Annotated in this window: 12 protein-coding genes; 4 read left to right on the forward strand and 8 right to left on the reverse strand. The window is 59.1% G+C overall.

Annotation, left to right across the window (positions count from 1 at the left end; genetic code table 11):
• Positions 1-187: 187 nt before the first annotated feature.
• The 3 genes from cydC to ACIOWL_RS19105 are packed head-to-tail and all read right to left on the reverse strand — an operon-like array spanning position 188 to position 6,238.
• Complete coding sequence (gene cydC, locus ACIOWL_RS19095; RefSeq protein ID WP_400388867.1) at positions 188-3,550, reverse strand: thiol reductant ABC exporter subunit CydC; 3,363 nt, start codon at positions 3,548-3,550, stop codon at positions 188-190.
• A 36-nt stretch (positions 3,551-3,586) separates the two neighbouring features.
• Positions 3,587-4,612, reverse strand: a complete 1,026-nt coding sequence (gene cydB, locus ACIOWL_RS19100; protein WP_400388869.1) for a cytochrome d ubiquinol oxidase subunit II — start codon at positions 4,610-4,612, stop codon at positions 3,587-3,589.
• A 27-nt stretch (positions 4,613-4,639) separates the two neighbouring features.
• Positions 4,640-6,238, reverse strand: coding sequence for a cytochrome ubiquinol oxidase subunit I (locus ACIOWL_RS19105; protein WP_400388872.1), 1,599 nt, complete (start codon positions 6,236-6,238; stop codon positions 4,640-4,642).
• 422 nt (positions 6,239-6,660) lie between these two features.
• Here ACIOWL_RS19105 and ACIOWL_RS19110 point away from each other — a divergent pair, with 422 nt between their 5' ends.
• A complete protein-coding gene (locus ACIOWL_RS19110) occupies positions 6,661-7,032 on the forward strand; it encodes a BlaI/MecI/CopY family transcriptional regulator (RefSeq protein WP_400388874.1) in 372 nt (123 codons plus the stop codon).
• 23 nt (positions 7,033-7,055) lie between these two features.
• On the forward strand, positions 7,056-8,021 hold the full coding sequence (locus ACIOWL_RS19115; protein WP_400388877.1) for a M56 family metallopeptidase: 966 nt from the start codon (positions 7,056-7,058) through the stop codon (positions 8,019-8,021).
• Between the two features lie 80 nt (positions 8,022-8,101).
• Here the strand turns inward: ACIOWL_RS19115 and ACIOWL_RS19120 are convergent, their stop codons facing one another.
• Positions 8,102-10,210, reverse strand: coding sequence for a type IIA DNA topoisomerase subunit B (locus ACIOWL_RS19120; RefSeq protein ID WP_400388880.1), 2,109 nt, complete (start codon positions 10,208-10,210; stop codon positions 8,102-8,104).
• 223 nt (positions 10,211-10,433) lie between these two features.
• Here ACIOWL_RS19120 and ACIOWL_RS19125 point away from each other — a divergent pair, with 223 nt between their 5' ends.
• Positions 10,434-10,658 carry a hypothetical protein gene (locus ACIOWL_RS19125; protein ID WP_400388883.1) on the forward strand — a complete coding sequence of 75 codons (225 nt, stop codon included), beginning with the start codon at positions 10,434-10,436 and terminating at the stop codon, positions 10,656-10,658.
• A gap of 211 nt (positions 10,659-10,869) precedes the next feature.
• Here the strand turns inward: ACIOWL_RS19125 and ACIOWL_RS19130 are convergent, their stop codons facing one another.
• The 4 genes from ACIOWL_RS19130 to ACIOWL_RS19145 form a co-directional block, all read right to left on the reverse strand.
• Positions 10,870-12,078 carry an RNA polymerase sigma factor gene (locus ACIOWL_RS19130; RefSeq protein WP_400388886.1) on the reverse strand — a complete coding sequence of 403 codons (1,209 nt, stop codon included), beginning with the start codon at positions 12,076-12,078 and terminating at the stop codon, positions 10,870-10,872.
• A gap of 255 nt (positions 12,079-12,333) precedes the next feature.
• Positions 12,334-13,479 carry a DUF4192 domain-containing protein gene (locus ACIOWL_RS19135; RefSeq protein ID WP_400388889.1) on the reverse strand — a complete coding sequence of 382 codons (1,146 nt, stop codon included), beginning with the start codon at positions 13,477-13,479 and terminating at the stop codon, positions 12,334-12,336.
• A gap of 47 nt (positions 13,480-13,526) precedes the next feature.
• Positions 13,527-14,795, reverse strand: a complete 1,269-nt coding sequence (locus ACIOWL_RS19140) for a nitrate/nitrite transporter (RefSeq protein ID WP_400388891.1) — start codon at positions 14,793-14,795, stop codon at positions 13,527-13,529.
• Positions 14,792-15,754: a proteasome assembly chaperone family protein gene (locus ACIOWL_RS19145; RefSeq protein ID WP_400388894.1), complete on the reverse strand. Its 963-nt coding sequence runs from the start codon at positions 15,752-15,754 to the stop codon at positions 14,792-14,794. The genes ACIOWL_RS19140 and ACIOWL_RS19145 overlap by 4 nt, the downstream gene beginning before the upstream one ends.
• A gap of 236 nt (positions 15,755-15,990) precedes the next feature.
• Here ACIOWL_RS19145 and ACIOWL_RS19150 point away from each other — a divergent pair, with 236 nt between their 5' ends.
• Positions 15,991-17,505 (forward strand): leucyl aminopeptidase, encoded by a 1,515-nt coding sequence (locus ACIOWL_RS19150; protein WP_400388897.1) that lies wholly within the window; start codon positions 15,991-15,993, stop codon positions 17,503-17,505.
• Positions 17,506-17,574 lie beyond the last annotated feature (69 nt).

Below are 17,574 nucleotides of genomic sequence, written 5' to 3' on the forward strand. Positions count from 1 at the left end.
GGATCATTGGTTGGACAGGGGCAAGACACCATGCCGAGGCTGGTCGGCCGACAGTCCCTATGATCCTCTTTTAGGGGCTGTCAACAAGATAACGGGCGCGCCAAGGGCAGCACCGCAAAACCCGTGCAGAGGCCCGGGCCCGGATCACGAAGGTGAACCGGGCCCGGGCCTTTTTGGCGCGGTGCGCCTAGCGCAGCGCTGTGGTGCTCATGGCACGAGCTGCCGGTGCGTTGACCAGCCGGATCTGTTCCTGGCAGGAGCCTGCGAGCCGTTCGTCGTGGGTTATTAACACCACGGTGCGCCCCTGCAGGGCCTCACGCAGGATCCGCATCAATTCAACCGATTCGTCCTGCCCCAGATGCGCCGTCGGCTCATCGAGCAGGATCACCTGTTTCCCGGCGACAATGGCCCGCGCCACGGCAAGTTTGCAGCGTTGGCCGCCGGAGAGCCGGTGGCCGCCAGTGCCAATTCGGGTGTCCAGCCCTTGGGGCTGGTCCCGGAACCAGGAGTCGAGCCCGACCATCGCGAGCACTTCTTCCAGCCGATCGTCCCCGAGCTGGGGCGCCTCGTCGGCCCCGAGGAGCAGGTTTCGACGCAGGGTGGAGTCGAAAAGGTGCGCTTCCTGCGGGCACCAGGCCACCGAACCCAGATTCGCGGCGCTGACCTCGGTTTCCCTCCCCTGCGAATCAATCGTGGCCAAGCGTCCGCCGCGTAGCGGCAGCGCCCCCAACAGGGCGGTGAGCAGGGTGGACTTGCCTGATCCGGACGGACCGGTCAGCGCGGTCCACCCAGCGGGTTCAATCCTGGCGTGCAGCCCGTCGATGACCGGTTGCCCGGTTCCATAGGCCAAGGACACGTTCTGCAGCAGGAAACCGTGAGCCGATGGAGACTGCACCTGGTCAGGGTCCCCGGCTGCCTGATGCCCGGCTGCGCGGCTTGCGCCAACGCCACGCGAGGCGAGGACCCCGGTGAGTTCTTTCAGTGCCCGGCCCTGCTGCAGTGCTCCCAGGGCAGACGTCGCCGGTTCCGCCAAGGCCAAGGACAGCAACACGGCGAGCGCCGTGAAGGAGGCGGAGCTGGTTGTCAGGCCGGCGCAGGCGACGGCAAGCGCGCCGCTGAGCAACGCCCCCAAGGCCGGGGCCGCACCCTGGCCGACGGCGTGGCGGCGGGCCGCGGAAGTGTTCTCAGCCTCCGCGATGTCCAGCTTTTCCAGAACGCGGTCCAGCGACCCGTAGGCGCGTAGCGAATCCTGGTTGCCAAGGATGCCTAGAACCTGTTGATTGACGTTTAATCGGTGATTGAGCTGGCGGGAAAGCTGCAGCCCTTCGACCTTCCGGACCAGCCAACGACCGGGGAAGGCCAGGAACAACCCGGCGCACAGCGCACTGATCCCGAAGGCAGGCTGGATATAAAACAGCACCGCGGTGCCCGCGCACCACACCACCAGGGCCTGGATCGGGGGAAAAAGCACCCGGGCCAACAGGTCGCGCAGTTCATCAACCTCGGCCAGCAGGAAACGCAGCACCACCGAGGACCGGCTGACCAATCCCCACCGGGCGGGATTGCCGACCATCGAGGACCAGATTTTTTCTCGCAGTGCACCGGCGTAACCGAGCACCGCGTCGTGGATTGCCAATTGTTCGAGGTAGCGGAAGACGGCCCGGCCGATTCCAAGCGTCCGCACCATCACGAAGGAGACCGTCAGGTGCAAGATGGCCGGCTGGTAGCTGGATTCCACGATCAACCATCCGCTCAATGCGGACAGCGCGACCGCACACATCACCCCGAGGGTGCCGAAGATGACTGCCTTGCGCGCTGCACCGTAGCCGGAGAAAAGCTCGCGCAGCGGGTTGAAGCTGCGTGGTTCTGAGGCGGGTTCGGCCGGCGCGGCCGGCAGGACCGCGTCCGCGGGGCTTTGGGCGCGGTACGGGACTGGGATCGCAGTGTCGGGTGTGGCGTGTTTCGGGTGCAGCTGCAGCTTTCCGTCGCTGGCGAGCAGCGGGTCGTGGCTGGCAATCAAGACCCCGGTGCCGTCGGGAAGTTCACTGAGCAGTTGGCGTACCGCGGCGGCGTTGAGATCATCGAGGTGGGCTGTTGGTTCATCGGCGAGCAGGATGCGGCAGCTGGGGGTGCTGTGCAGGCGCAGCAGGGCGCGCAGCACCTCCAGACGGCGAAGTTCGCCGGGTGAGTACTCCGCGATGTGCCGGGGAAGCATCCCACCCAGGTCCAACCGGTCGGCCAGCTGCGCGATCAGCGCTTGCTCGGCGGCTGGGACGTCCTGGGCGAGTTGCTCGGTGCCGGTCTGCGTGTTGAATCGGGGATGCTGGCTGATCACGGCCAGTTCGCTACCCACGTAGATCTGTCCGTTAACCCGTGCGGCATCAAAGCTGTTGTCGCTGGTGCAGCTTTCCGCGATCAGGCGCAGCACGGTGGTTTTGCCGGTGCCGCTAGCGCTGGAGAGCACGATGCGCTGACCTGGTTTCAGCGTGAGGTTCAGGTTCTGGTGCACCGGTTCGGTTTCACCGTAGCGGATATTGACCTCGCGTAGTTCCAGCAGGCTGCCGGGGGTGGTTGGGGTGCTGGCACTGATCCGGTGGCGAGCTGGCGCGGTGGTGATGTTTTGGTAGCGCTGGTAGGCGGCCAATCCGTCATCGGCCGCGTGGTAGGCGGAGCCGACCTCACGCAGGGCAGAGAACAGCTCGGGTGCCAGGATCAAGATGATCAGCCCGGCGGCCAGATCCATGTTCCCGCCAACCAATCGCACACCAATCATTACCGCGAGGACCGCGACCGACAGGGTTGAGATCAGCTCCAGCCAAAAGCTGGAGAGGAACACCGTTTTCAGATTCGCCATGGTCGCTTGGCGATATTTGTCGCTGACCGCGGCAATGGCGTTGCCGTGGCGCCGGGCTCGCCCCAGCCCAAGCAGGGCAGGAAGGCCCTGAGCCAGCTCGTACATTTGGTGCGCCAAGGCGTCGAGTTTGGACTGCGAGGCGCGCAGGGTCTCCTGGGTATGCAGGCCTATCAGGGCCATGAAGATCGGTACCAGCGGAACCGTCAGGATCAGCACCACCGCGCTGATCCAGTCAAGCTGCAGGATATAGATCCCCAGCAGCAAGGGCAGCACCATGGCGCCAATGAACGCCGGAATGAATTTGGTGAAGTAGTCATCGAGCTTGTCGATCCCGTGGCTCGCCAATGTCGCGGTCACCGGAACCGAAAGTTCGGCCGACTCGGCCGGAACTATTCCCGGTCGGCTCGCGGCGCTGCGCACCAATGCGGCACGCAGGCGTTCCTTGGCTCCGAGTCCCATACGCCGGGAGGCGGTGTTCAGCCCCCAAACACCCGCGGCACGAGCCAGCACTCCGGCGGCCGCCACCAGCAGCAGGTTCGGGCTCGCTGATGCCCCGGAGGCCATGCTCGCAATCCACTGCCCCAGGCCGTAAGCGGTCAGGACCAGCCCAAGGGTCTTGAGCACCGAGAATACGGTCAGAAGCACCATCTGGCGAGGTGCGATCAGCTCTCGTGGCAGGAAGCGCGGTGTGCGCATGGGATCAAATCCTTTGTCTCGCCGTGTGTGCTTCGATTACTTAACGATCGATTCCGGGTGGTGGGCCGCGGGAATGTGTTCTTCTTTGACGCGTTTGCGGAAGACCCAGTAGCTCCAGGCTTGGTAGGCGAGCACCAGCGGGACGCCGAAGGCGGCCACCACGCTCATCAGCTTCAGCGTGTAATCCGAGCTGGAAGCCGTGTAAATCGTCAGGTCGAAGGCGGGGTCCAAGGTGGAAGGCAAGACCACCGGGAATACGGCGGTGAAGATCGCGGCGACTCCGGTTGCCAGCATGAGCCCTAGTGCGATGAACGAAATCCCTTCGCGGCCGGCCCGTCCGGCGACGACGCTGCAGATCAGGGTCAGCACGGCAACGGCCAGCAGGGCCCAGGACGCGACCGAATTGTTGGCCAGGAGCACGGTCAGCACCCAGGCCACCAGAGGCAGCACTGCCAGCGGCAACCAGCGGGTAAATAGTTGCCCGGCGCGTTCGCGGACCGGGCCGTCGGTCTTGAGCCGGATAAAGGCCAATGCCTGAATCCAGCAGAAGGCCACCACGGCTACTCCCCCAAGAACTGCATACCAGGTCAACCACGCGAACGGGCCTCCCACGCGGTCTCCATTCTCATTCAGCGGCAGACCCAGGGTGGTCAGGGCAAGCATTGCGCCAACACCAAAGGCCGCAACAAACGACCCATAACCCAGGGCCACGTCCCACAGCTTCACCGCACGCGCGCTTTTGGCTTTCCCGCGGTACTCGATGGAGACCGCACGGAAGATCAGCGCCACCAATACGAGGGTCAGCGGGATGTACAAGGCTGAGAACAGTGAGGCATACCAGTGCGGGAACGCTGCAAAGGTGGCCCCGCCGGCGGTCAACAGCCAGACCTCGTTGCCGTCCCAGACCGGGCCGATGGTATTCAGCAGTACACGTTTGCGTTTCTCGGTACCGCGTCCCATGCCGATGAGCATGCCGACCCCGAGGTCGAATCCTTCGAGGAACAGGTAGCCGCACCAGAGCACAGCAATGAGGATGAACCAGAGTGTTGGTAACCATTCCATGGTGTTTCTCCTATTGTTCTGCGAGGGCTAGTAGGCGAAGGCCAGAACATCGTCGTCGTCGTTTTTGTTGTTGCCCGGGCCGTCGTCGTGTGTTGGGCCATGGTCGTTGAGCTCGGGCATCGCCGAACCGATGCCGCCGCGGATGTACCGGGTCAGCATGACCAGTTCGACCACCAGCAGCACACCGTAAACCAAGGTCAGGGTGATCAGCGAGAAGAGCATTTCGCCGGCGCTCACCGTGGGAGAGACGGATGCCGCGGTATACATGAAGACCTGGTCAACGCCTCCCATCTGCGGATTGGGCGCGACAGTAAAGGGCTGGCGGCCCATTTCCGTGAAAATCCAGCCTGCCGAGTTGGCGCCAAAGGGTGCTGCGATGCTCAGCAAGGCCAGGCGTGAGAGCCATTTGCTTTCCGGTACGGTGCCCTTGCGGGTGATCCACAGCGCCAGCGCCGCCGTGAGTGCTGATAAACCACCGAGGGTGATCATCAGGCGGAATCCCCAGTAGGTGACCTCCATGACTGGAAGGTAGTTGATTTCCTGGCCCGCGTACTGGCCGAAGTTCGGGTCTTCCGGGTAGTACTTTCCGTACTTCTCCTGGTACTCGGGAACGAGTGTGTTCACACCCTTGACCTCGGTAGTGAAGTCGCCATTGGCCAAAAACGAAAGCAGGCCGGGCAGCTCGAAGGTCGCCACAATGTCGTCGCAGCCGGTAGATCCCGCGGTGGTGATATCCCCCAAGGTCAGTACCGAGAAGCCGGTTCCGTCGTGGCAGGCGGCCTCGGCGGAGGCCATCTTCATCGGCTGCTGTTCAAACATCAGCTTGGCTTGCTCGTGACCAGTCAAGGCCACACCGAGGAAGGAAACCATGGCGACGGCGGCACCGATACGAAGCGATTTGATCCACACTTGGTAGTCGGTCTTGTCCCGGTTTTTGCCCTTACTCAGCTCTTCGCCGACAACGACCTTGCCGTGCGCATCGACGCTGTCGATGCCTTCCTTGCGGCGGCGGTAGAGATGGAACCATGAAATGCCAAGCAAAAATCCGCCGGCGACCGCAAAAGCCCCGAAAAGTGTGTGCGGGAAGGTGATCAGTGCGGTGTTGTTGGTGAACACTGCCCACGCGTCGGTCATCACCGCTTTGCCGTCCACGATCTCCGCGCCGACCGGATGCTGCATCCAGGAGTTAGCCACCAGGATGAAATACGCCGAAAGCAAGGATGCCAGGGCAGCGCACCAGATCGTCGCAAGGTGCAGCAGTTTGGGTAGCTTTTTCCATCCGAAAATCCACAGCCCAAGGAATGTTGACTCCACAAAAAATGCCAGGAGCGCTTCCATCGCCAAGGGTGCGCCGAAAACGTCCCCGACGTAGCGGCTGTATTCACTCCAAGCCATCCCGAACTGGAACTCTTGGACGATGCCGGTGGCAACACCCATGATGAAGTTGATCAGAAACAGCTTGCCCCAGAACTTGGTCATGCGCAGCCACTGCTCGTTGCCCGTGCGGTGCCAGACGGTTTGCAGCACCGCCACAGTCATACCCAGCCCCAGCGTCAGGGGCACCATCAAGAAGTGGTACACGGTTGTAATGCCAAACTGCCACCGGGCAATCTCTAGTGCATCCATCGGGTCCTCTGTTCGTATCAGTCACGAATGTTGGTTCGCCGGATACTTCTACGATGCGTAGAAGTTGGCTCACAGGACCACCATAGATCAATTTCGACAACATGTAGAAATCGGCTCAGCGTGGCTTCACTCACCACCATTCGCGCGGAAATTGATGTCGCAATATGCAAATCCCCGGGATTCTAGACCCAAGGCGCGCTCCGCGTCTATGGAAACCGAAGAACCCAAGTCAACAAAAAATGACCACCTGCACCAGCAGGCGGGTGCCTCAAACCGGAAACGATGTACTCAAAAAGGTCTTTTACGACACGTAGAAATATTGTTCAAATATCGCTACAATGAGATTTCCAAGTACTAAATTTCACGTCGTTACGGCGAGGGAACTGGTACATCAGCAACTAAAGCAAGCGAGGTACTACCTAGTGGCCAGCCTTGGCGATCTAGAACGCTCCGTCATGGACCTGCTGTGGGACTCCGCAGAACCGCTCACCGCAAACGATCTACGTGATGATCTTGCGGCACTTGGTACCGATGCAAAAGAACTCGCAGTGACCACGGTACTCACCGTGTTGGCACGACTGGAGAAGAAGGGACTCGTGATTCGCGAACGCAGCACGCGCCCCCATCGATACACCGCGTCTTCGACACGCGAGGATCACACCGTAGGACTGCTCAACGACGCCTTGGGCACCGCCCAAGACCGCGAAGCCGTCCTTGCCCGCTTCATTGGCGGCATTTCAGCAGATGAAGCAGCATCCCTTCGTGCTATCTTGGACTCGGTAAAGTCCGCATAATTTACACGAACTTCAGGGACTGAGTGCTTCTCACCTCATATTTTCTAGCGGCGTTGGCTATCGCATTGGCGTGGCCAACGCCGTTGGCGTTGTCCAAGGCCAAATGGACCTCCCGCGCTCCGGTCCAGGCTGTCCTGCTCTGGCAGGCCATCGCATTGGGCGGTGGTTTGTCCATGATCGGCTCCATGCTGGTCTGGGGCCTCGCTCCGCTGGGCAACGATCTCATCAGCGCGCTACTTGCCGGCTGGGATCTGATTACCGGAGCGCCGGGGGTTGTTTACCCTGGGATCGTCCACCTTTTTGCGTTGAGCACAGCCTTTCTGTTCGCTTTCCATCTGGTGCTCACCTTGGCCCGCGCCGCTTGGCGTACCACCAGACAACGCGCCAAACATCGCCAACTTTTACGGCTCTTGAGCAATCCTTCGGAGACCCGGCCCAACACCTTGGTGTTGGATCATGACATGCCCGTAGCCTACTGCGTCCCGGGAATCGCCCAGTCCGTTACGGTGCTCTCCCGCGGGTTGCTTACCAAGCTCTCCCCCGAAGAGCAGGCCGCGGTGATCGCTCACGAAAACTCTCACCTGGATCAGCGTCACGATCTGCTCATTTTGGCCTTTACCGCCTGGAATGAGGCCCTGCCTTGGTTACCAACCTCTCGCATGGCGCTGGATGCCGTGCGGCAGTTGATCGAAATGCTGGCCGACGACAAGGCGCTGGAACAAGTTAGCCGACAGACGTTGCTCAAGGCTATTCTCACGGTCGCCACGGCCGCCGCACCAGAAGTTGCCGGCCCGGCGCCAACGAACTCCTCAAGTGCCGAACAAGTTGGCATGCCTGGCGGTGAAGTGTCGTCACGGCGATTGCAGCGTCTGCTGACCCCCGAAGCACCATTGGCAAGACCGCAACGGGGTCTCATTTTGGCTTGCACCGTACTGCTGTTGGTGTGTCCAACGGTTCTGCTGATTGCGCCACGCTTGTTGGCTTGGTAATTTCACTCTTCTGATTGCAAAAACCACCGCCGACTCTACACAAGGTGAAGAGTCGACGGTGGTTTTTTGTTGCCACGGTGTCAGACGTCGATTCGTTCCCGCTCTAGATCTTCGGCACCGGCGATGATAAAACTCTTGCGTGGTGCAACATCCGACCCCATGAGAAGGTCAAAGATCTCCTCGGCGGCTTGGGCATGCTCAATATTGACCCGCCGCAACATCCGGTGCCGTGGGTCCATGGTAGTTTCCGCGAGCTGGTCTGCGTCCATCTCGCCCAGCCCCTTGTAGCGTTGGATCGGCTCTTTGTAGCGGCGGCCCTCGGCTTCGATCTTGGCCAGCAGGCGCAGCATTTCAGCTTCCGAATAGGTGTAAACAACTTCGTTTTGTTTAGCTCCGGGGTTGATGATTTCAATCCGGTGCAGCGGCGGGACGGCGGCGTAGACGCGACCATGCTCGATCATTGGACGCATGTACCGGTAAAACAAGGTTAGAAGCAACGTCCGGATGTGAGCGCCGTCGACATCGGCATCAGTCATCAAAATAATTTTGCCGTAGCGCGCCTGTTCAATGTCAAAACTACGGCCGGAGCCAGCCCCGATCACTTGAATCATTGCCGCGCACTCGGCATTCGACAGCATGTCCGAGACCGATGCCTTCTGCACGTTCAGGATCTTGCCTCGAATTGGCAACAGCGCTTGGAATTCGCTGGAGCGAGCCAACCGAGCGGTACCCAAGGCGCTGTCACCCTCGACAATAAACAGCTCCGAACGGCCAACCTCCTTGCTGCGGCAATCAAGCAACTTCGTTGGCAGGGAGGAAGATTCCAGCGCAGTTTTACGTCGCTGAGTTTCCTTGTGCATCCGAGCAGATACACGAGATTTCATCTCATTGACAACCTTCTCCATGAGCGAAGAAGCTTCTGCCTTTTCGTTTCGTTTGCTGGAGCCAAGGCGTTCGTTCATGGCCTTTTCCAGCACCTTGGAGACCACTTGCCGCACTTGCGGAGTGCCGAGGATTTCCTTGGTCTGTCCTTCGAACTGAGGTTCAGCGAGTCGAACAGTGAGCACGGCGGTCATACCAGCCAGGACGTCGTCCTTCTCCAGCTTGTCCTTCTGGCCAAATTTCAGCTTGCGTGCGTTGGTTTCAACGTTCTTCCGAAACGACTTGAGCAGGGCCTGTTCGAAACCGTTGGTATGGGTTCCGCCCTTGGGTGTGGCGATGATATTTACGAAACTGCGCAGAGTGGTGTCGTAACCGATCCCCCACCGCAGGGCTACATCTACCTCGCAGACGCGTTGCACATCCTCGATATGGCTCCGGCCGTTCTCATCGATGACCGGGACCTTCTCATGGAAGGACCCGCTGCCATGGAAACGCCAGATGTCGGTGACCGGTGAATCGCTACTGAGGAAATCAACAAATTCACTAATGCCCCCGTCGTGCTGGAACACTTCCTCGTGGGGACCCTCTGCGCCGGGTGTGTTCGGCAATCCGCGTTCATCACGCAGGGTAATGCGCAATCCTGGGACCAAGAACGAAGTTTGTCGCGCTCGATCCTGCAGGTCGGTATAGGAAAACTTGGCATCCGGGGTAAAAATAAAATTGTCAGCCCAGTAACGAATACGTGTTCCGGTGACCCCGCGTTTGGCCTTGCCAATGATCTCCGGATTGGTGGCCTTCTCATGTGGCGTGAACCCAGCATCAGACTTCTTGCGCCCTTTGTCTGCGAAGGTTCCAGGCTCACCGCGTCGAAACTGCATACCGTAGGTTTTTCCGCCGCGGTCAACTTCGACATCTAAGCGGGAGGACAGTGCGTTCACCACCGAAGCGCCTACGCCATGCAAACCGCCGGACGCTCCGTAGGAACCGCCACCGAACTTGCCACCGGCGTGCAGCTTCGTAAAAACCACTTCCAAGCCACTGAGCCCGGTTTTCGGTTCAATATCTACCGGAATACCACGGCCGTCATCTTGTACTTCTACCGAGCCATCGCCATGCAAAATGACGTTGATCGATTGGCCAAAACCACCCAACGCCTCATCGACAGAGTTGTCGATGATCTCCCACAGGCAATGCATGAGCCCGCGGGAATCGGTGGAGCCAATATACATTCCTGGTCGCTTGCGAACGGCTTCCAGGCCCTCAAGAACCGAGAGATGGCGTGCGTTGTAATTTTCGGATGAGGCCACTGAGCTGCTGTCTCCTACTGACACGAGATTAGAACTACTTGTCTTCCATTCTAGTCGTTACTTTGTTCGAATATGTGGCATTTGGCGCCCTGGGACAGATGCACCGGATGATGAGAGCTTATCCACACTCGCTACGCGGTGAGCGAAAGCACCTAATATTCGGGATAAAGTCGATAGCAAAGCTGGTTGTATAGAGTGACCATCTATTTCAGGGAGGCTGGCAATGACTACTACAACACCTAGTCGTGAACTCAACGCCCTCGACCGGTGCGACCGTTGCGGTGCACAGGCCTACGTACGGGCCGTGCTAGCTTCTACCGGCGGCGAGCTGCTGTTCTGCGCTCACCATGCACGGGACGTGGAATCTAAACTTCGCCCACAGACGTCACTGTGGCACGATGAGTCTTCACGACTCTATGAGAAACCAAAGGTCGACGCGAACGACTAAATAAGAATCTAGTTTCCGCAGGGAAACGTACCGTGGGCGGTTTCATCTTTACGATGAAACCGCCCACGTTTTTAACCTGAGTTACGCCAGACCTCCGGAAATCGCACCGTGGCATGACCAGGTGCTCCGTGGCTGGTCATGCAGATTCTTAAACACCGATGGCCGGCTGAACCTCCGTGGAGATTCAGCCGGCCATCAGCGATTCGAGAGCTTAGTCCAGGTAGTCGCGCAGGACTTGCGAGCGCGACGGGTGGCGCAGCTTCGACATGGTCTTGGACTCAATTTGGCGAATACGCTCACGGGTTACGCCGTAGACCTTACCAATTTCGTCTAAAGTCTTAGGCTGACCATCAGTCAACCCGAAGCGCATTGCTACCACGCCAGCCTCGCGCTCCGAGAGGGTATCGAGCACCGAGTGAAGCTGTTCCTGCAACAGGGTGAAGGACACCGCATCCGCCGGGACAACCGCCTCAGAGTCTTCAATCAGATCACCGAACTCAGAATCGCCGTCTTCACCCAACGGGGTGTGCAGCGAAATTGGTTCACGACCGTACTTCTGGACTTCGACAACCTTTTCAGGTGTCATATCCAGTTCCTTGGCCAACTCCTCCGGAGTTGGTTCACGGCCGAGGTCCTGAAGCATCTGGCGTTGAACACGGGCCAGCTTGTTGATCACTTCAACCATGTGGACCGGGATACGGATGGTACGGGCCTGGTCGGCCATGGCGCGGGTGATGGCCTGGCGGATCCACCACGTCGCATAGGTCGAAAACTTGAAGCCCTTGGTGTAGTCGAACTTCTCCACCGCACGGATCAAGCCCAGGTTGCCTTCCTGGATCAGGTCCAAGAAGAGCATTCCACGGCCGGTGTAGCGCTTGGCCAAGGAAACCACCAGACGAAGGTTTGCCTCTAGCAAGTGGTTCTTTGCAATCTTGCCGTCATGGATGATCTGCTCATAATCCCACTGCAGACGCTGGTCGATCGAACCGTCGTTGTGATCCAGCTTGTCCTGGGCAAACAGGCCAGCTTCAATGCGCAAGGCGAGGTCGACTTCCTGCTCAGCGTTCAGCAGGGCAACCTTACCGATCTGCTTCAGGTAGTCCTTGACCGGGTCAGCGGTAGCGCCGGCAACCATGACCTGCTGCTGCGGGGCATCGTCGTCGGTGGTCGTCAGGGTGAATCCCTTGGACTCTTCTTCGGCCTTGTCGCCGGCCTTTGCTTCGGCGTTTGCCTCGGCATCTTCGTCGAGCTCCTCGAGCTCAGCAACCTCTTCGGTCTGATCCGAAGAGTCGGCTGTTGCCTTCTTGGTACGGGCCTTGGTAGCGCGCTTCTTCGCTACAGGTTGTGATACCGATTCATCGGCGACGTTGACCTCAGCCTCAGTTGCCTTGCGATTAGCGTTCGTCTCAGAAGATGACACGAATAACCTTTCTAACGATGCGTTCCGGATGCACCTGCCGGTAACACCACTATGACCCTGTCAAGTCCGATGGCGATTCATAGAACACGAATCACCGTAAGTTGGCACATTAGAAACAACGCACCAACTTCGCCGAATGTTCCCAAAATCAGTGACTTTGAGACACAGGCGCTTTCGAACCTAACCGGGTCTGTTGAACCATTATCCATGAATTCCGGCGCAGACACCACTTGAGAGGCTCAACGGCGCTTCGTGTCATCCGAAATGAGCTCGCCAGGCCCGCAACTGGTCGGTCACCCAATGAGGCATCAACCCACGGCTGAGCATCTCTTTCAATAACAACGCCAGATTGTAGTCGGGGCATTCACGCAATACTTGTTCCAAAAGGGTCATCGCCAACGAGCCCCGCCCCTTAGCCCACTCGATCCAGCCAAGCACGCACATCAAGGCGAAACGCTGCTGTCCCTGAGCAATTCCCAGCAGGTCGCGGGCTAACCTCCACAACCGTTCGGTGCGCTGCCAATCGGGGCTCCGCAAACCTCTACCCAGGAGGAAGTGGGCCAGCTCTGGCACTTCCTCACCCGCTTCGCGAGCTGACAACGCAGTCAACACGGCGACGGTTTCCTCATGACTCGTACCGGCCAGAAACGGAAGAACGTCTCGGACAACCTTCCAGTGCAACGAGCTGATCAGTTCCGCCGCGCGCAGCGGGTACTGATGAATCTCCGCTTCGGCAACCTCTGCAGGTAGATCCAGTAACCTGGCCCAGCATTCAATTCCTTCAAGAGCATTGAGCCCGAGGTCTCGAACCAGTTCGCGTATCACCTGCGCATTAGCCCATGGGGGAATTCCGCAGCCGTCCCATGGTTTCTCCATAGGAGCAGAACCCGCGAACACCATCGTCAGGTGGTTTTCATTTCCACTGATTTCCGGACGCGGCCGATGTTGCTCGAAGCTATCCTCTTCATAATCCCAAATACTGTCGGTTCCCACGCACCAGGCATGTTGTAACGCGACTCCGCGACGAGGCAACTGGGTGGAAAGCCGGTGGTACATCCGCTGATAGGGAATCGACGTTTCAGCTCCGTGGCTGCCCGAAGCGTAAACCACGGCGATAACACTTTTCACCTCGGGCATGCGGCCCAGGAGGTTGGTAACCTGAGCAACCCATGAGTCAAGTTCAGGCTCGGGATGCAGGGCAGGCAGGTCAACCCGCAAGGTCGCTTCGAGGCGCCGTTCGCGAATAAGCAGCAGCACGACCGAATTCACGGGATGAAACCCCAACGCGTGCGGAATATAGGCAAGGATGTCCTCGATATCCGAGAGGGACAGCGGGTGTCGTTCAGGTGTAGTAGTCATGCACCCACCATGGGGCAACAAAAAGCTGGGGGTCTTATGCACCTATCGAACTGTGGAGAACCTTTCTCTAGGTTCCCACGAGCCCCTGGCTACTTGCCACCTGCCAAGAAGCGAATTGCCTTGCGTCGTTCGACCAGCATAAAAACCACGCCGATGGCGACCATCACGAATTGGAACGGCAACGCAAGGCGGAAGGCAGCAAGGTTGTACAGCTCCCCCGTCGAGCCACCAGCCTTGTAGGCCCAGTCCAAAATGAATCCGATTACATAGATCGTGATGAATGCCCCGATGAAGCCACCGGTGTTGACTACGCCGGTTGCAGTTCCCTGAAGCTGCGGCGGATTAAAGGTTCTGGCGAAGTCGAAACCGATAACCGAGGCAGGTCCGCCGGCGGCCACGGCAACCATCAGAAGCACCAACAACCACATGGGTGCCTGGCCTGGCCATAACAGAACGATGGCCCACATGATGACCATCCACGCAATAATTCCGAGCGCGAAAAACGATCTCTTGCTCGCGTATCGAGACGTCAGCGTGCCTAGCAATGGACCCACTACGACGGAAACAATGACGAGCACCGACATCAGGCTCGAAGCCAACGAACTGTCAATCCCTTGGCCCTGAACCAGAAACGGGTAGCCCCAGGTCATCATGAAGGTGTTGATCATAAACGCCGTGGTGAAGTGCGTCCAGAATCCCAATCGTGTGCCCGGCTGGCGAATCGCCGCGAGCAGTCTGGACCCCTCGTGTTTTTTGGTGTTCTGTTTGCTCTGCGCCCACCCGCGCCCATTACGGACAAACGCAATCGTGGTGATAAGCGTCGCGAAGGCGAAAGCGGCCAAGATTGAAAAAGCCGGAGTCCATCCATAGTTCACAAGGATCATATGGAAGGGGAAAATACTGATCAGCTGGCCGAGCTGGCCGAAAGTTCCGGTGAGCTGAGTGAGAATCGGAATCCTTGAACCCGAAAACCACAAGGGCAACAGTTTCAGGACGGAAACGAAGACCATTGCATCGCCCATACCCACCATCACACGCCCGGCCAGCCCCATCGGAACGTTGGTTGAAATGGCCAAAAATCCCTGCCCGATGGTCATCAGCGCGGCGCCGCCGGTAATCAGTATCCGCGGACCAAAGCGGTCTAGGAGTAGGCCCACCGGAACTTGGGCACCGGCATACACCACCAGCTGAACCACCGAAAAGGTTGCCATGATCTGCGCACTGGCGTTGAAGCGTTCGGTGGCTTCAAGTCCCGCGACACCGAAACTAGTGCGCTGGGCGATGGCCGAAATGTAGGTGAGGACTGCAAAACCGTAGACAAACCACGATCTCTTGGAATTCAGGTGGGAGGTGCTCACTTGTCCGTTTCACCCGGGAACGGGTCATTCTCGGAGTTGTTTAGCCAGTCTTGGGTGTCTTCGATGTTCGCGAGGAAATCCTCGACCCGAGTACCCAGCTCCTCGGCGTCGGGCATGTTTTCGTCCTCGTCCAACAGCAGCGAACGGCGCTCATGTTCGTGGGAATGCGCGTCGAACCGCTGTTCAAACCCGTCAACCATCTGCCGTACGTCGGTACTGCTCTCCAGCTGTTCAGCCAGCTGCGTGTCCACCAGACGTCCGGCTTCACGCAAGTTATCGGTTGGAAGCGCGAGTTTCAGGGCGGCCCCAACATGTTCCAACGCAGCCACAGCAACCGCTGGATACTCGGATTCGGCGAGGTAGTGCGGGGTATGCAGCGAATAACCCACCACATCGCGGCCGGCATCGTTCAAACGGATTTCCATCAGCGAGGTCAGCCCTGCGGGAGACTCGACGGTAGGGCTCCACGTCGAAATATTTTCGATCAAATCCTTGCGGTTGCCGTGGGCGGTCACACCCACCGGGCGTGTATGAGGAACTGGCATCGGCAAGGAAGCCGTACTGACCACCAGGTCGACGTTGAAGGCATCGATGAAGCCCAAAAGTTCGGCTACTAAACGTTCCCACTTCAAATCCGGCTCAACCCCGGTCAGAAGCCAGAACTTTCGTTCAAGCTCATCGGTCATGAGGTACATTTCCAACCGTGGAGCTTGGTATCCGGCAAAGTGGTCCCCGAGGAATGTAACTCTCGGGCGCTGGGAGGTGTAGGCCACCAACTCATCAGCGTTGAAGCTTGCAAAAAGTTCCGATTCCAAACGACCGAAAAGCTCGTTGGCCACCTGGGAGTGGGTGTGCCCGGCATCGGACATTCCCCGCAGCGCAACGTACATGCCCAAACCCTGAAGCTGGGCGTCGTCAATCTCTGACGCAACCAACGTCATCAACGGCTCATGGGACATGTCCACTCCTTTGCTCACCACACTGGATCAAGATCTCTGCGACGTCAGGATACAGCTCAATGTTTAATCCTAACGTGTCTTGGCTTTCGCTCGCTGTGAAGTATCGCACGCAAGTGATCAACCTCGGATAACATCGTCTATGGGAGATACACAGCCCACCGGCATCACCGTTTCCGGCATTGAACTCTGGGCTGTCTCGTCCTTAGACCCTACAAAGGCATAGAAGGAATGATTTTGTGATCAACTCCAGTGATCTCACACTGACTGCCATCGGCACCGACATCAACCGCAAAAGCGCAGACACCTTGGTGCTCGGCGTCCTGAAAAATGGCGACAAGGTTTCCATTGCCGTGTCGCCATTTTCCGCCGACGTCACCACGGGCCTCGAAAAGTCGCTCAGCCTCATTGGCGTCGGAGGCAAGGCCGACGAAGTGACCCTGCTGCCAGGTGTTGAAGAAACCAAGGCCAAGGTCCTGCTCTTTATCGGCTTGGGTGTCAAGGAACTCGCAGAGCTGGATGCAGAGACCCTGCGTCGCGCCGCCGGATCCGCAGCCCGCCAAATCTCCAATGCAAAGAGCGCCATCTTCGCACTTCCGGCCGACACTGCAGAACGCACCGCCGCGGTGGCCGAGGGCATCGCCCTGGGCGCCTACCGTTATGAGAACCTGCGCACCGCGGCCAACGACAAGCCTGTGCTCACCGAAGCCATGATCGCCACCGAGGTAGCAACCTCCAAGGAGCTGCCAGCTGTGCTCAAACGCGCGGCGGTCCTCGGCCGGGCTGTGCGGGCCACCCGCGACCTGATCAATACCCCACCGAACCTGCTCTACCCGGAGTCTTTCGCCGCGGCAGTGAAGGAATACTCCAAGCCGCTGCCCCTGAAAGTCACCATCTTTGACGAGAAACGACTGGCCAAAGACGGGTTTGGCGGCCTGATGGGCGTTGGCGGCGGCTCAGTTCGTCAGCCGCGCATGGTCAAGGTGGAATACTCCCCGGCCAAGGCGGAAAAACATCTTGCACTGATCGGCAAGGGAATTACTTTCGACACCGGCGGCATCTCCCTGAAGCCGCCTGCAGGCATGCACGCCATGAAGTCGGATATGTCCGGCGCCGCGGCGATGTTCCAGACCGTGGCGGCCGTCGCGGAATTGGGCCTGAATTTGAAGGTCACCGCGTGGCTGTGCCTGGCCGAAAATATGCCAGGTGGCGCGTCGACGCGTCCGGGCGATGTAATCACGATGTTCGGTGGCAAAACCGTTGAGGTGCTGAACACCGACGCCGAGGGCCGCCTGGTCATGGCCGATGGGCTGGCGGCTGCCAGCGAAGAGAAGCCAGATGTCATGATCGACATGGCGACCCTGACCGGCGCGCAGATGCTGGCGTTGGGTTTGCGCACCGCGGGCATCATGGGCAATGAGCAGGTACGAGATGAGCTGGTTGCCGCATCCGATGCGGCCGGCGAACTTGCCTGGGCCATGCCGCTGCCCGAAGAATTGCGCCCGAGCATCGATTCGCAGGTCGCTGACCTGGCAAACATCGGTGAGCGTATGGGTGGCATGATGACCGCCGCGGTCTTCTTGGAAGAATTTGTCGGCGAAGTTGACGGCGCAAAAATCCCGTGGGCGCACATCGACTTCGCAGGTCCGGCCTTCAACGAGGGCAAGCCTTGGGGTTACACCCCGAAGAACGGCACCGGATCGCAGGTCCGCACGCTGGTCGCCTACGCCGAAAAGCTTGCAGGCGCACACTAAAAACCCTCTGTGACGCGCGAATTGATGTCAATTCGCGCGTCACAGCCCGTGAGGGCAACGAGACATAGC

Origin of the sequence: Glutamicibacter sp. NPDC087344, from assembly GCF_044744225.1 — a bacterium.
Lineage (GTDB): Bacteria > Actinomycetota > Actinomycetes > Actinomycetales > Micrococcaceae > Glutamicibacter.